General features: G+C 72.2%; 11 protein-coding genes and 1 pseudogene. 5 read left to right on the top strand and 7 right to left on the bottom strand.

Going from position 1 to position 14,678, the window contains the following annotated elements; genetic code table 11:
• Positions 1-77: 77 nt before the first annotated feature.
• A pseudogene (locus tag ACFWYS_RS04260) lies at positions 78-341 on the bottom strand (ATP-binding protein); the annotation flags it as partial.
• A gap of 87 nt (positions 342-428) precedes the next feature.
• Entirely contained in the window at positions 429-818 is a 390-nt protein-coding gene (locus ACFWYS_RS04255; protein WP_048587163.1) for a cell division protein SepF, read from the bottom strand.
• 267 nt (positions 819-1,085) lie between these two features.
• Here ACFWYS_RS04255 and ACFWYS_RS04250 point away from each other — a divergent pair, with 267 nt between their 5' ends.
• Both ACFWYS_RS04250 and ACFWYS_RS04245 read left to right on the top strand, forming a co-directional pair.
• Positions 1,086-5,153 carry a molybdopterin-dependent oxidoreductase gene (locus ACFWYS_RS04250; RefSeq protein ID WP_384763058.1) on the top strand — a complete coding sequence of 1,356 codons (4,068 nt, stop codon included), beginning with the start codon at positions 1,086-1,088 and terminating at the stop codon, positions 5,151-5,153.
• A gap of 111 nt (positions 5,154-5,264) precedes the next feature.
• Complete coding sequence (locus tag ACFWYS_RS04245) at positions 5,265-6,983, top strand: hypothetical protein (RefSeq protein ID WP_384763055.1); 1,719 nt, start codon at positions 5,265-5,267, stop codon at positions 6,981-6,983.
• On the opposite strand, the gene ACFWYS_RS04240 is transcribed toward ACFWYS_RS04245, so the two are convergent.
• The gene (locus ACFWYS_RS04240) at positions 6,961-7,479 is read right to left on the bottom strand and encodes a YceI family protein (protein ID WP_384763052.1); all 519 of its coding nucleotides are present in this window, start codon (positions 7,477-7,479) and stop codon (positions 6,961-6,963) included. The genes ACFWYS_RS04245 and ACFWYS_RS04240 overlap by 23 nt on opposite strands.
• Before the next feature lie 90 nt (positions 7,480-7,569).
• Here ACFWYS_RS04240 and ACFWYS_RS04235 point away from each other — a divergent pair, with 90 nt between their 5' ends.
• Both ACFWYS_RS04235 and ACFWYS_RS04230 read left to right on the top strand, forming a co-directional pair.
• Positions 7,570-8,052 (top strand): MarR family winged helix-turn-helix transcriptional regulator, encoded by a 483-nt coding sequence (locus tag ACFWYS_RS04235; protein ID WP_384763048.1) that lies wholly within the window; start codon positions 7,570-7,572, stop codon positions 8,050-8,052.
• 58 nt (positions 8,053-8,110) lie between these two features.
• Positions 8,111-11,107: an FAD-binding and (Fe-S)-binding domain-containing protein gene (locus tag ACFWYS_RS04230; protein WP_384763046.1), complete on the top strand. Its 2,997-nt coding sequence runs from the start codon at positions 8,111-8,113 to the stop codon at positions 11,105-11,107.
• Between the two features lie 36 nt (positions 11,108-11,143).
• On the opposite strand, the gene ACFWYS_RS04225 is transcribed toward ACFWYS_RS04230, so the two are convergent.
• On the bottom strand, positions 11,144-11,860 hold the full coding sequence (locus ACFWYS_RS04225; protein WP_384763044.1) for a carbonic anhydrase: 717 nt from the start codon (positions 11,858-11,860) through the stop codon (positions 11,144-11,146).
• Between the two features lie 266 nt (positions 11,861-12,126).
• Between ACFWYS_RS04225 and ACFWYS_RS04220 the strand changes: the two genes are divergently transcribed.
• Complete coding sequence (locus tag ACFWYS_RS04220; RefSeq protein WP_384763041.1) at positions 12,127-12,597, top strand: DUF6174 domain-containing protein; 471 nt, start codon at positions 12,127-12,129, stop codon at positions 12,595-12,597.
• Here the strand turns inward: ACFWYS_RS04220 and ACFWYS_RS04215 are convergent.
• From ACFWYS_RS04215 to ACFWYS_RS04205, 3 genes are all read right to left on the bottom strand, one after another.
• Entirely contained in the window at positions 12,579-12,725 is a 147-nt protein-coding gene (locus ACFWYS_RS04215; protein ID WP_384763039.1) for a hypothetical protein, read from the bottom strand. The genes ACFWYS_RS04220 and ACFWYS_RS04215 overlap by 19 nt on opposite strands.
• 47 nt (positions 12,726-12,772) lie before the next feature.
• Positions 12,773-13,867 (bottom strand): isocitrate/isopropylmalate dehydrogenase family protein, encoded by a 1,095-nt coding sequence (locus ACFWYS_RS04210; RefSeq protein WP_384763036.1) that lies wholly within the window; start codon positions 13,865-13,867, stop codon positions 12,773-12,775.
• 67 nt (positions 13,868-13,934) lie between these two features.
• Positions 13,935-14,642, bottom strand: coding sequence for an aspartate/glutamate racemase family protein (locus tag ACFWYS_RS04205; protein WP_384763034.1), 708 nt, complete (start codon positions 14,640-14,642; stop codon positions 13,935-13,937).
• Positions 14,643-14,678: the final 36 nt, after the last annotated feature.

The following is a 14,678-nucleotide window of genomic DNA, read 5'->3' as shown; positions in this document are numbered from 1 at the left end:
TCCTCTTAACTCTCAACCGCCGTGGGGGGGGCGGGGCGGGCGGCCGCAGCTCCCCACACCCCCCCGGGGTGGGGTAAAACCCCCCCCCCCCCCCCGGCGCCGCCGCCGAGCCGGGCCAGCGCCTCGTGGGCCCGTAACGCGGTCGTCTTCCCGGACCCGCTCGGCCCGGCGAGGAAGGTGCACGCACCCAGCGGAAAGGCGGCCCGCCGATGCCCGGCGAACGCCGAGAGTCTGAGCTCGGTGACCTGCGGCCGGCCGGGAGGCGTGCCCTCGTCGGCCGGGCCCGCCCGGGACGGCAGGGAAACGGCACCGGACACACCAGACACAGATGACACGGCCATTCCCGGACGGTAGGTCCCCTGCCGTCAGGCGAACCGTTCCGGCCCGACACGCTTCCTACGATCGAGCGACCGCGCCGCCCGGCACCCTCAGGTGCCCGGCACTCCCGCCCCCTCCATCAGCCCGCTCACCTCGGTGCCCGGCGGCGTGAGCAGGAACACGTTCCGGTCCACCCGGTGCATCCCGCTCGCCAGGCCGAAGACGACGCCGGTGCTGAAGTCCAGCACCCGCTTGGCGACCTCGGTCTCCGCCCCGGTCAGATCCAGCAGTACCGGGATTCCCGCCATCAGCGTCTCGGCGACGTCACGGGCGTCCGCGAACACATTGACCCGCAGGACGACGAACCGGCGCCGCGGCTCCGTCACCGCCTCCGGGGGCACCCGATGGTCCACCGCGGAAGGCCAGGCGTCCCGGCCGCGCAGCGGCACGACCTGGGCGAGCCCTTCCCACTGTTCATCGGTGACGTCGTGGCTGTTCACCGGCTCCCCCCGCCTTGACTCGCCTTCAATACCTGCACCGGCCAATTCTTACGCCAAGTCACCCGTTCGGCCCAACAGCGACACGGACCGCGACCGCCGCACACCTCTCACATCGCGCCACGGTCCGCGATCGTCACACCCCCTCACATCGCGCGACGAGTGGCTGTGTGGCCGACGTAACTCCTCATGATCAAGGGATGTGACATCGACGTAACGGGCAATTCGTACGCTCGGGGCATCACCCCGACCGCCGGAGAAGGGCAGCACGTGACCTCGACCACCTCCACGACTCAGGTCCGGACGGTCTGCACGTACTGCGGGGTCGGCTGTGGGGTTCTGCTGGACGTCGGGACGGGGCCCGACGGGCGGCGTACGGTCCTGAAGGCGTCCGGCGACAAGGCGCATCCGGCGAACGCGGGCCGGCTGTGCACGAAGGGCGCGACGACGGCCGAGATGCTGGCCGCTCCGGGGCGGCTGACCACCGCGCTGGTCAGGGACGACCGCGGCGAGGAGCCGGTCCCCTCCCCCATGGCCGACGCCATCGCCGAGACGGCCCGGCGACTGCGCACGATCGTCGACGAGCACGGGCCGGACGCGGTCGCCTTCTATGTGTCCGGGCAGATGAGCCTGGAGGCCCAGTACCTGGCGAACAAGCTGGCCAAGGGGTTCGTGCGGACGAACCAGATCGAGTCGAATTCGCGACTGTGCATGGCCAGCGCGGGCATGGGCTACAAGCTGTCGCTGGGCGCCGACGGGCCGCCCGGCTCGTACGAGGACTTCGACCGGGCCGATGTCTTCCTGGTCATCGGCTCGAACATGGCCGACTGTCACCCCATCCTCTTCCTGCGCATGATGGAGCGGGTCAAGGCGGGCGCGAAACTCATCGTGGTCGACCCTCGGCGCACCGCCACCGCGGCCAAGGCCGACCTGTTTCTGCAGCTCAAGCCGGGAACCGACCTCGCCCTCCTGAACGGCCTGCTGCATCTGCTGGTCGAGAACGGTCACACCGACGCCGACTTCGTCGCCGAGCACACCGAGGGCTGGGAGGCGATGCCCGCCTTCCTCGCCGACTACGCGCCGGCCGCCGTCGCCGAGATCACCGGGCTCGCCGAGGACGACCTGCGCACCGCCGCTCGGCTGATCGGCGAGGCCGGTGAGTGGATGAGCTGCTGGACGATGGGGCTCAACCAGTCCACGCACGGCACCTGGAACACGAACGCCCTGGTCAACCTGCATCTGGCCACCGGCGCCATCTGCCGCCCGGGCTCCGGTCCCTTCTCCCTGACCGGGCAGCCGAATGCCATGGGCGGCCGGGAGATGGGCTACATGGGCCCGGGGCTGCCGGGCCAGCGGTCCGTCGCCGTCGACGCCGAGCGGGCCTTCGTCGAGGAGCTGTGGGAGCTGCCGCCGGGCACCCTGCGCGCCGACGGAGTCGGCAAGGGCACGATCGAGATGTTCCAGAAGATGGCGGACAAGGAGATCAAGGCCTGCTGGATCATCTGCACCAATCCGGTCGCCTCGGTCGCCAATCGCCGTACGGTCATCGAGGGTCTTGAGGCCGCCGAGTTCGTCGTCACGCAGGACGTCTTCGGCGAGACCGAGACCAACGCGTACGCCGATGTCGTGCTGCCCGGCGCCCTGTGGACCGAGGGCGAGGGCGTCTTCGTCAACAGCGAGCGCAACCTCACGCTGACCCGGCCGGTGGCCGACCCGCCGGGCGAGGCGATGGCGGACTGGCGGATCATCGCGGCCGTCGCATGTGCGATGGGGTACGAGAAGGGGTTCTCGTACGACAGTGCCGAGGACGTCTTCGAGGAGATACGGCGGGCCTGGAACCCGGCGACCGGCTGGGATCTGCGCGGGGTGACGTACGAGCGGCTGCGGACGACGCCCGTGCAGTGGCCGGCCGCGGAGGTGGAAGGGCCCGAGCGCAATCCGATCCGGTACGTCGGTGAGGGCGGGGAGCTGCGGTTCCCGACCGCGAGCGGGCGGGGTGTCTTCCATGCCCGTCCGCACATGCCGCCCGCCGAGATGCCGGACGACGACTATCCCTTCGTGCTCAACACCGGGCGGGTGCAGCACCAGTGGCACACGCTGACCAAGACGGGGCGGGTCGCCAAGCTGAACAAGCTCAACCCCGGGCCGTTCGTGGAGGTACATCCGCGGGACGCGCGTGCGCTCGGGATCGCCGAGGGGGACCGGGTCGAGGTCGCCTCGCGGCGGGGGCGGGCCGTGCTGCCGGCCGTCGTGACCGAGCGGGTGCTGCCGGGGAACGCGTTCGCGCCGTTCCACTGGAACGACCTTTTCGGGGAGTATCTGAGCGTCAACGCGGTGACGAGCGACGCGGTGGACCCGGTCTCCTTCCAGCCGGAGTTCAAGGTGTGCGCGGTGTCGCTGGCCAGGGTCAACGAGCCGGCGCCGGTCCCCGCTCCTGCCCCCGTGGAGCCGGCCGCGGTGATCGTCCCGACCGCCGTCACGCCGGGCGCCGACCCGTTCGGGCTCGACCCCACCCCGCCGCCCGTCCTGACCGCACAGGAACGCCTCTACCTCACCGGCTTCCTGTCCGGCATCGAGACCGGCGCGCCCGGCGTCCCTGTCCTGCCGCCGGACGCGCCCTTCAGCCCCGAGCACGCGATGTGGGTCAACGGCGTGCTCGCCGGGATGTACTCACGGACGGCGGCCGAGCCCGCCGTCGCGCGTCTCCCCGGCCGTGAGGTGGTCGTGCTGTGGGCGTCCCAGACCGGGAACGCCGAGGACTTCGCCGGGGCCGTCGCCGACCGGCTCTCCGCCGACGGGCACCGGGCGACCCTGGCCGGCATGGACGACACCGACCCTGGCGCGCTGCCCTCCGGTGCGGACCTGCTGCTGATCACCAGCACCTTCGGCGACGGCGACGCCCCCGACAACGGCTCCGGGTTCTGGGAGGCGCTCACCGCCGAGCAGGCCCCGCGCCTGGACGGCGTGCGCTATGCCGTGCTGGCCTTCGGCGACTCTTCGTACGACGACTTCTGCGGGCACGGGCGTCGGCTTGACGCCCGCCTCGACGAGCTGGGCGGGGTGCGGATCGCGCCGCGCACCGACTGCGAGCCGGACTACGAGCCGTCCGCGGGGGCATGGCTGGACCAGGTGCTCACCGCGCTGGTGCCGGCGGCGGCCGACGCCCCGGCAGCCGCCCCGACGGCACCGGCGCCCGCACCCAAGCCCGCCGCGCGTCCCGCCAGGCCCGCCCCCGCCACCGCCCGCCTCGTCGGCAACCGGCTGCTCAGCCTGCCCGGTGCGGGCAAGGAGGTGCGGCGCTTCACCTTCGACACCAGCGGGACCTCGCTGACGTACGAGACGGGCGACGCGCTCGGGGTGCGGCCGGTCAACTCGCCCGCGCTGGTGGAGGAGTGGCTCGCGGTGACCGGCGTCGACGGGGCGACGGCGGTGGACGTGGACGGCGTGGGCGCGGTCCCGTTCGCCGAGGCCCTGTACGGGCACCTCGACATCACGCGGATCACCTCCGACCTGCTCCGCTTCGTCGCCGAACGCGTCCGTGACGACCGGGAGCTGCGCCGGCTGCTGCGGCCGGACAACAAGGACGGGCTGGCCCAGTGGAGCTGGGGGCGGCAGGCCGTGGACGTCGTCGCCGAGCACCCGGTGCGGGCGAGTGCGCAGGAGTGGGCCGGGGTGCTGAAGAAGCTCCAGCCGCGCCTGTACTCCATATCGTCCAGCCCGCTGGAGGACCCGCACAGCGTCTCGCTGACGGTCTCCGTGGTGCGGTACGAGAACCTGCACGGCCGGGCGCGCGGCGGGGTCTGCTCGCCGTTCCTGGCCGACGCCGCGCCCGGTACCGAGGTGCCGGTGTTCGTGCAGCGCTCCCCGCACTTCAGGCCGCCCGCCGACGCCGCCACGCCGATGGTGATGGTCGGCCCGGGTACCGGTGTCGCGCCGTTCGTCGGGTTCCTCCAGGAGCGGCGCGCGCTCGGGCACCGGGCGCCCAACTGGCTGTTCTTCGGCGAGCAGCACCGGGCCAGCGACTTCTACTACGAGGACGAGCTGACCGCGCTGCTCGACGAGGGCACCCTCGCCCGGCTCGACACCGCCTTCTCCCGCGACCAGCGCAACAAGGTGTACGTCCAGGACCGGATGCGCGAGCACGGCCCGGAGCTGTGGCGCTGGCTGCAGGACGGCGCCCACTTCTACGTCTGCGGGGACGCCTCGCGGATGGCCAAGGACGTGGACCAGGCGCTCAGGGACATCGCGGTCACGCACGGCGGGCTGGACGAGGCCGAGGCGTCGGCGTACGTGAAGCAGCTGACGACGGCGAAGCGCTACGTGCGGGACGTCTACTGAGCGCCTGCACCGGCTCTGCCCGCCGCCGCGGGCCTGTTCTCACCGGTCTCACACCGGACTCTTCACCTCCGGCGGCACACCGCTCACCGGGCCTGATTACGGTCCGGTGGCGTGCAGTTGGCAGAACAGCAGCCGTTGACACCGGTCCGGCGGACGAGCTCGCCGGCGCCCGCCCTCCCGGAACCCCCCGCCCAGTGGCACCGCGTGCTGACCCTCCTCGCGGACATCAGCCTCTTCGTCGGCACCCGCGCGATCTGGACGCAGGCGGCGAGCCACCGTCTCGTCGTGGCCGCCGTCATCTCGCTGTGCTACGCCTCGATCCTGGGCTGCGGCGTGCTGGCGCTGGTGGTGCGGCGGGCGCGGTCGCTGGCACGGCTGGATCTGTGCGTCCTGGCCACCGCCGTGACACTGGCGCTGTGCGCGTGGGCGATGAACCACACCGGCAGCGACGAGGCGGTCCTCACCACCCAGGCCGCCCATGAGCTGGTCGCCGGGCACCCCGTCTACGGGCAGCCCTGGCCCTGGCTCTTCGGCCACGGCGTCGCCCTCACCCCGACGGTCACGGGCGGCTACGACTTCACCTACGGCTATCCGCCCCTGACCCCGCTGCTCACGGCCCCGCTGCTGTGGCTGGGGCACGGGGCGCTGCCCGCGACCGCCGTGAGCATGGCGGCCCTGATCGCCGGCACGGTCGCACTGTGGCGGATGCTGCCCACGCCCTGGCGCTCGGCGGCGACCATGGCCTGCCTCGGCTTCGGCTTCCTTCCGTCGTACGGCCGCCTCGGCTATCCGGCGATCGTGGCGCTGGCCCTGCTGGTGCCGGTGGTGGTGCGGTGGCCGCGGACCGGGCGGGGCGGTCGGCTGGGCGCCTCCGGGCTGGCGCGGGCGGCGTGTCTGGGGGCGGCGTGCGCGGCGCAGCAACTGCCCTGGTTCGTGGCGCCGTTCCTGCTGGCCGGGATCTACGCCGTACGGCGCGGGGAGCTGGGCGCGCGGGCGGCGGCGCTGGTGGTGGGGCGGATCGCCGGGGCCGCCGGGGTCGTGTGGCTGCTGATCAACACGTATTTCGTCGTGAGCGAGCCCGGCACCTGGATCCGGGGCATAGCGCTGCCGCTGACGCAGGGCGCGGTGATCCACGGGCAGGGCGTGGTCGGCGTCTCGCTGTACTTCACGGACGGCAGCGACCGGCTCGACTGGTACTCCCACGCGAGCCTGCTGCTGGTGGCGGGCCTGCTCGCGCTGTTCGTGGTGTTCGTACGGCGGCTGGGGCCGGCGGCGACCGTCCTGCCGTGGTGCGCGTTCTTCCTGGCGACGCGTTCCCAGGACGGCTACTACCTGATGATGACGCCGCTGTGGCTGGCGGCGGCGGTGACCGCCCCTGCGTCGGAGTTCGCCACCGCCTGGCAGCCGCGACCGCGCCCGCTGTACCGGCGCCCGGCACGGATCGCGGTGGCCGCGCTGCTGCTCACCCCGGCCCTGGCGGGCGCGGCCTGGGCGGCGACGGGGACACCTCCGCTGGGCCTGCGGGTGACGTCGGCGCGGTGGGCGACGCCGACCGCCGTGTCCCGGCTGGGGGTCGAGGTCACCAATACCGACGCCGCCGCCCTCACGCCCCACTTCACGCTCACCACGGGCCAGGGCATGAACCCGTACTGGACGGTCGTACGGGGCCCGGCCACGCTGCCCGGCCACACGGCGGCGCGCTATGAACTCCGGCCGCCCGCGGGCTGGTTCCGGGTTCCCCGGCCGGGTGTACGGATCCGGCTGCGGGCCTTCACGGCCGTACCGCAGACTCTGTCGAGCGCCGACGTCAGGCTGCCGCGGTCCGGGTGAAGCGGAGGGTGCCGGCGACCGTGGTGAGGCCGCGCATCATGCCGAGCTGGTTCCAGCCCATGGCGAACTGCTCGCGGTCCACGGTGAACTCGGTGTCCAGGGTGAGCGAGCGGTCGTCCGCGCCGACGAGGCGGGCGGTGACGGACTTGGACCGGCTGATGCCCCGGACGGTGAGCTGACCGACGACCTGCACCTCGTCGCCGTCGCGCAGCTCGGCGCTGCGGACCGCGAAGGTGATCTCGGGGTGGTTGGCGGCGTCGAAGAAGTCGGCGGAGCGCAGATGCTCGTCGCGCTTGGCGTTGCGGGTGTCCAGGGAGCCGGCGTCGAGGGTGATGGTGCCGACGGCGGAGCCGTCGGGCCGCACCTCGCCGTGGCCGTTGACGGCGGTGAAGGCGCCCTTCACGGTGACCAGGCCCCAGAACGTCCTGTGCCGGACGGCGACGGTGGAGGCGGCGGTGTCGAGCTGCCAGGTTCCGGTTTCGACGGCGACGGTCATGATCTTTCACTCCTGCACTCTGTAATCCAAATTTGGACGACACCACGCTAGCCGATACTCCAAATTTGAACAACAGCTACACTGGAATTCATGGCCGACCACTCCGACTGCCCCTCCGTCTCCGGCGACGGACTCCTGCCCGTCGAGCTGCACGCCTGGATGCTGATGCTGGCCGCGACCGGAGCCGTCGAGCAGGAGCTGCGCACCGTCGTCAAGGAGCGGCTGGACGTCTCGCACGACGAGTTCCTGGTCCTGTGCCTGCTCGCCGCGGACCCCGGCGAGGCGCTGCGGATGACACGGATCGCCGAGCTGCTCGGCCGCCCCAAGACCCGCCTCACCTACCAGATCGCCTGCCTCCAGCACGCCGGCCTGGTCACCCGCAGATCGGTCTGCGGGGACAAGCGGGGCGTCGAGGTCGCCCTCACCGAGAAGGCCCGCGGCCTGCTCAAGGAGGCCTCCGGGGTCCTCGCCGAGACGGTCAAGGAGGCCCTGGAGCGGTTCATGGGTCCCAGCCAGCGCCAGGCGATGTGCGCGCTCATCCCCGACTTCGCCGGGGAGCCGGCGCCGGAGTAGTCCGCGGTGCGGTCGCGGGTACCCGGGCGGGGCCCGCACCGACATCGAGGAGGCGTTCATGGGCATCTCGGACCTGCCCGCTCCCGTCGTACGCCGCGACACGGCACCTCCACCCGACCCGGCGGCTCTGGAGGCGGCCCTGCGTGAGCGCGTCGACGGCGAGGTCCGTTTCGACGCCGGGAGCCGGGCCGCGTACTCCACCGACGCCTCGAACTTCCGCCAGACACCGATCGGCGTGGTCGTACCGCACACCCCCGAGGCGGCCGTGGCGGCGGTGGCCGTCGCCCGGGAGTACGACGCGCCCGTGCTGTCACGGGGCGGCGGGACCAGTCTGGCCGGGCAGTGCGCCAACACGGCCGTCGTGATCGACTGGTCGAAGTACTGCACGGACCTGGAGTCGGTCGACGTGCAGGCCCGCACCTGTGTCGTGCAGCCGGGGATCGTGCTGGACGAGCTCAACCGCCGGCTCGCCCCGACCGGGCTGCGCTTCGGCCCCGAGCCCGCCACCCACGCCAACTGCACGATCGGCGGCATGATCGGCAACAACTCCTGCGGCGCCACCGCCCAGGCGACCGGCAAGGTCGTCGACAACGTCGCCCGCCTGGAGGTGCTGCTCTACGACGGCACCCGCTTCTGGTGCGGGGAGACGAGCGAGGAGGAGTACGCCGAGATCGAGCGGCACGGTGATCTGCGCGCCGCCCTGTACCGGCAGTTGCGCGCCCTGCGCGACAGCTGCGCCGACGACGTCCGGCGCCGCTTCCCCGAGATCCCCCGCCGGGTCTCCGGCTACAACCTGGACTCGCTGCTCCCCGAGCACGGCTTCGACGTCGCCGGGCTGCTGGTCGGCAGCGAGTCGACGCTCGTCACCGTGCTGCGGGCGGAGCTGAAGCTGGTCCCCGTGGTGAAGGAACGCTCGCTGGTGGTGCTGGGGTTCGGAGACATCGCGCTCGCCGCGGACGCCGTACCGCAGATCCTGCCCCACGAGCCGATCGCGCTGGAGGGCGTCGACCACCACCTCGTCCACGACGAGCGGCTCAAGCACCTCAACCCGCAGGCCATCGCCCAACTGCCCGAAGGGAAGGCCTTCTTGATGGTGCAGTTCGGCGGCGAGACGGTCGAGGAGGCCGACGAACTGGCCCACCGGATGCTGGACGGGCTGCACGAGTCCGAGCACGATCCCGAGGTCGCCTTCCTGGACGACCCCGCCCACGAGGAGCAGCTCTGGCAGGTCCGCGAGGCCGGTCTCGGCGCCACCGCGCACATCCCCGGCCATCCGGACACCTGGGAGGGCTGGGAGGACTCGGCGGTGGCTCCGGAGCGGCTCGGCGACTATCTGCGGCGGCTGCACGGTCTGTTCGAGGAGTTCGGGTATCTGAGCGACGCCGGGCCCAGCCTCTACGGCCACTTCGGGCAGGGGTGCGTGCACACACGGATCCCGTTCGACCTGTACAGCGCCCAGGGGGTGGCGGACTACCGGCGGTTCATGGAGCGGGCGGCCGATCTCGTGGTCGAGTTCGGCGGGTCCCTGTCCGGTGAGCACGGGGACGGGCAGAGCCGGGGCGAGCTGCTGCCGAGGATGTTCGGGGAGGAACTGGTGGCGGCGTTCGGGCGGCTCAAGGCCGTCTTCGACCCGGGCGACCGGATGAACCCCGGGAAGGTCGTGGCACCGTACGGGCTCGACGAGAACCTCCGCCTCGGCGCCGACTGGGCGCCGGACGACCCGCGTGACCTGCACTTCCGCTTCCCGCATGACGGCGGGTCGTTCGCGCAGGCCGCCAACCGGTGCGTGGGCGTGGGCAAGTGCCGTCGCACGGACACCGGGGGCGGCGCGGTGATGTGCCCCTCGTACCAGGTCACGCTGGAGGAGGAGCACTCCACACGGGGACGGGCCCGGCTGCTGTTCGAGATGCTCGACGGGCACGGCGACAGCGCGATACGCGACGGCTGGCGTTCACGGGCGGTGAAGGACGCCCTCGATCTGTGCCTGGCCTGCAAGGGGTGCAAGAGCGACTGCCCGGCCGATGTCGACATGGCGACGTACAAGGCGGAGTTCCTGTCGCACCACTACGCGGGGCGTCCCTGGCGCAGGCCGCGCTCGGACCTGTCGATGGGGTGGCTGCCGGTCGTCGCCCAGGCCGTGGTGCGGGGCGGGCTCGGGCCGGTGGTCAACGCGTTCACCCACACGCCGCCGTTGTCGCGGTTGGCGGTCGCGGTGGCGGGGGTCGCGGACCGGGAGGTGCCGCGGTTCGCCCGACGGTCGCTGCAGAGCTGGTTCGCCCGCCGTGACGGCTCCGTCGCCGGGGCGCGTGGGACGGTGCTGCTGTGGCCGGACACGTTCACCAACTTCTTCCACCCGCGGGTCGGGCAGGCCGCGGTGGAACTGCTGGAGCACGCCGGCTGGGGCGTGACGATGCCGAGCGAGCCGCTGTGCTGCGGCCTGACCTGGATCTCCACCGGTCAACTCGGCATCGCCGAACGCGTCCTGACCCGGACCGTCCGCCGCCTGCGCCGTCATCTGCGGGAGGGCGGGCTGGTGGTCGGTCTGGAGCCGAGCTGTACCGCCGTGTTCCGGTCGGACGCGGCGGAGCTGTTCCCCGGCGACCGGGATGTGCGCAGGCTGGCGGAACAGACGGTGACCCTGGCCGAGTTGCTCACCGAACACAGCCCGGGGTACGAGCCCCCGCAGCTGCCCGACCGCAGCGCCCGCGCGGTGGCGCAGGTGCACTGCCATCAGCACGCGGTACTGGGCTGGGAGGCCGACGCGCGGCTGCTGCGCCGCGCCGGGGTCGACACCGAGCGACTCGACTCCGGCTGCTGCGGGCTGGCCGGCAACTTCGGCTTCGAGCGGGGCCACTTCGAGGTCAGCCGGGCCTGCGCGGAACGCGTCCTGCTGCCTCGGCTGCGGGAGGAGGACGCCGGAACGGTCGTGCTCGCCGACGGCTTCAGCTGCCGTACGCAGATCCATGAACTCGACAGCGGCGGGCACGAGGCCGTCCACCTGGCGCAACTGCTGGCGTCGGCACTCCCGAGTGAGCGGAGGGACCACGAGCGATGACCGGCCGCCCCCAACAGCGGCCGGTCATCCCCCTCGTCAGGCGGAAGGCGCCCCGGAGAGCACCTCCACCTTGCCGGTGTCGAGCGAGTAGTAGGCGCTGACAACGGCGAGATCACGCTTTCTCACCAGCGGACCGAGGTTGGCGCTCCGGCGCAGGTCGGCGGCGGTCTGCTGGGCGTGGACGCGGATCATGGCGTCGACGGGATCGGCGTGCTTCTCCTTGGACACCGCCTCGTACGCAGGGCGCAGCGTCTCCACGACCGACTGCAGGTTGCCCGGCAGCGGCTTGCGCTCCTTCAGCGCCTTGTACGCCGCCTTGACCGCGCCGCAGCGCTGGTGCCCGAGGACCAGGATCAGCGGGGATCCCGACGTCACGGGCCCGTACTCGACGGAACCGGTGACCACCGGTGCGACCACCTGCCCGCCGGTGCGTATCACGAACAGGTCGCCCAGGCCGGTGTCGAAGACCATCTCCGGCGGCACCCGGGAGTCGATGCAGGACACTATGACGCTGTACGGGTCCTGCTCCTCGGCGACCGAACGGCGCCGGTCGATGCCCTGGTTGGGGCGCTGGAGCGAGCCGTTCACCCACCGCTCGTTGCCCTCAAGCAGCCGCGCGTACGCCGCCCGGGGCGTGGTGGGGGGTGCGCTCTCGGCCGGTGACGGCGACGCCGCGCCCACGGCTGTGGCCTTCCCCGCCGAGTCGCTGCCGGTCTTGGACGAACAGCCGGTGATCACGGCTGCGGAGGCCACGAGCCCTCCGGTGAGGATTGCTCGGCGCTGCGGTCGCGAGACACTGCCCATGGCACTCTGCCCTTCTGATGTTTTCCCTGGTGGAGCGGCTGATCCCACTGTTGCGAAGCGGTGGTTAGCGTCCGTACAGGGCTGATGAAGGGCACGAGAAGGGCCCGTCCAAATCACGCAGAGTGGCGCGGTGACCGCACAGTTCGGGAAGGGCGGCCGAACGTCGCCGGGGCGACCGGCGTCATAGCGGTAGCCGTTTCGAAGGGACTTCCGCCATGACCGCCGTATCTCGCACCTCCCGCACCGCCCGCGCCGTGTCCCGGGCCGTACTGATCGGAGGACTGCTCTGCGGGGCGGTCGCCTGCGGCAATGGGGCGGAGAGCGTGGGGACTCAGAGCCGGGCCCCGTGGCAGGAGCCCGACGCGTACACCTACACGCTCCAGTCCAGCGCCGGGGAACGGACGTTGCTCGGCACCTTCCGGATCACGGTCCGCGACGGCGCCGTGGCCGAGGCGGTGGGCCTCGACGAGAGCGCCCGGCGGATCGTCGAGGACGTCCCCGAAGCGGTGCCCACCATCGGGGAGCTCCTCGACGAACTGGAACAGGCGCGGCGGGACGACGCGGACAAGGCCGAGGCGAAGTACGCGGCCGACGGGCACCCGGTGCGCATCTCCGTGGACTGGATGGAGCACGCGATCGACGACGAGGCGCTCTACCTCATCAGCGCCTACGAGCCCGCGGACTGACGGCGATCGGCGAGCGCGGCGGCCTGCCCGACGGTGAGGGGACGGGTGGGGTGGCCGTGGAGGAGGAAGAACAGCTTGGCCGTCTCCTCCAGTTCCCCGGCCGCGCCGGCCGCCTCGCGCAGGGTCATGGTCGGGGTGCTCCTCGCCGGGGGTACGGAGGCAGGGGCGGACGGGGTCAGTTCCGGTCCGTGCCCGCGGAGTCGGCCGTGATGGCCTTGATGACGGCGGCGGTGAACTCACTCGTGGACGCCGAGCCGCCCAGGTCGCGGGTGGAGACGCCGCTTTCGACGGTGGCGGCCACGGCGGCGTCGATGATCTTCGCCGCGCGTGCGACGGCCGTGTCGCCGTGCTGGGCGCCGAGCCACTCGAACAGCATCGCGCCGGAGAGGATCATGGCGACCGGGTTGGCGATGTCCTGCCCGGCGATGTCGGGTGCGGAGCCGTGCGACGCCTGGGCCATGGCGGTGTCGGCGGAGGCGTTGATGGACGGCGCGGTGCCCAGTGAGCCGCTGATCTCGCCGGCCAGGTCGGAGAGGATGTCGCCGAACATGTTCTCGGTGACGATGACGTCGAAGTCCTGGGCGCGGCGCACCAGATGGACGGTCATGGCGTCGATGTGGAAGTCGTCGACGGTCACGTCCGGATAGTCCTGGGCGACCTCCTGGCACACCGTGCGGAACAGTCCCGTGGTCAGCTTCAGCACATTCGCCTTGTGGACGATGGTCAGCTTCCCGCGCCGCGAGCGCGCCAGGTCGAAGGCGACACGGGCGACGCGCTCGGTGGCGGCGCGGGTGATGATGCCCATCGCGATGGCGACGCCCTCGACGGGGCTGAACTCACCGGTGCCGGCGTAGGTGTTGCGGTCGGCGTAGAAGCCCTCGGTGTTCTCGCGGACGATGACGAGGTCGGCGTTGCCGCAGACGGCCTGCGCGCCGGGGAAGCTCTTGGCGGGGCGGATGTTGGCGAACAGCTGGAAGTGCTTGCGCAGGGTGCCCGAGGGGTTGAGGGCGGACTTGTGCGGTTCGGGATACGACACGGAGTCGTGCGGGCCGAGGAACCAGCCGTCCAGTTCGGCGAGGGTCTGCCGGGTCCCGTCCGGGACGGGCGTGCCGTGGGTCTCGATGGCGGCGGCGCCCAGCGGGAGGGGGACCCAGTCGACGCGGACGCCGGCGGCCTGCGCGGCGGCGGTGGCGATCTCCACGGCGGAGGGGACGATCTCGGGGCCGATGCCGTCGCCGTCCAGGACACCGAGACGGTAGGTGGTGCTCATGATGCGGGCTCCTCTTTCGGTCGGGTGCGGTCAGGTCTGCGGCCGGGACGACGGGGCGGCCGGGCGGTCATGACACCGTCGCCGGATGTGGGGAGGACTCCTCCAGGAGCAGTGCGCGCAGTTCGCGGGCTGCGGTGCCGGCCCCGTCGAGTACGGGCACACCCATCAGGCCGGCGAGCGTCTCGCCGGCCGGAGCCAGGGAGTACTGGGCCGGCAGCACCGCCTGGGCGCTGTCCGCGCCGCCCGCGCGCAGGGCGTCCGCGAGGTGGGCGGCGGTGGCTTCGGGGCTGTCGGCCGCGGCGGCGGCCTCGCTGAGCACGGCGCTGATCTCCACTGGCCGGCCGCCGCCCCGTACGAACGGCACGAGCGCCTCCAGTTGGGCGACGGCGGCCGGGACGGCGGGCGGAACGGAGGCCGCCACGGCAATCCGGTCGTACGGACCGGCGAGCGCGGCCCGGAACATCGCCTCGTCCGACCTCAGGATCGGCGTGCCCCAGAGCGAACGGGCGCTTTCGACCACCTCGCCGTAGGAGGAGCAGGTCAGCAGCACTCCCTGGACGTCGCCCGCGTCCATGACGTGGGCGATCAGCCGGAGCATACGGCGGCGCAGCGGCTCGGTCAGACCGTCGGCGACAAGCGCGTCGTCGAGGAGACGGTCGTCGAGGACGTTCCACAACCGGGCCTCGGGGAACTCTCGGGCGAACGCCTCCTGGGCGATACGGGCGCCGGACGGAACGGCATGGATCAGGGCGACCAGCGGTCGGGGCTCGGACACCGGGTTCTTCCCTTTCCGGTAGGCAGGCTCGTTTCT

The organism is Streptomyces sp. NPDC059010 (assembly GCF_042740355.1).
Taxonomy (GTDB): Bacteria; Actinomycetota; Actinomycetes; order Streptomycetales; family Streptomycetaceae; genus Streptomyces.
This window is presented reverse-complemented; position numbering and strand designations above follow the sequence as displayed.

Coding starts and splice junctions, on each gene's coding strand:
- ACFWYS_RS04235 (WP_384763048.1), top strand. CDS start 7,570: ATGGCCGACCACTCCGACTGCCCCTCCGTCTCCGGCGACGGACTCCTG.
- ACFWYS_RS04240 (WP_384763052.1), bottom strand. CDS start 7,479: ATGACCGTCGCCGTCGAAACCGGAACCTGGCAGCTCGACACCGCCGCC.
- ACFWYS_RS04220 (WP_384763041.1), top strand. CDS start 12,127: ATGACCGCCGTATCTCGCACCTCCCGCACCGCCCGCGCCGTGTCCCGG.
- ACFWYS_RS04215 (WP_384763039.1), bottom strand. CDS start 12,725: ATGACCCTGCGCGAGGCGGCCGGCGCGGCCGGGGAACTGGAGGAGACG.
- ACFWYS_RS04230 (WP_384763046.1), top strand. CDS start 8,111: ATGGGCATCTCGGACCTGCCCGCTCCCGTCGTACGCCGCGACACGGCA.
- ACFWYS_RS04210 (WP_384763036.1), bottom strand. CDS start 13,867: ATGAGCACCACCTACCGTCTCGGTGTCCTGGACGGCGACGGCATCGGC.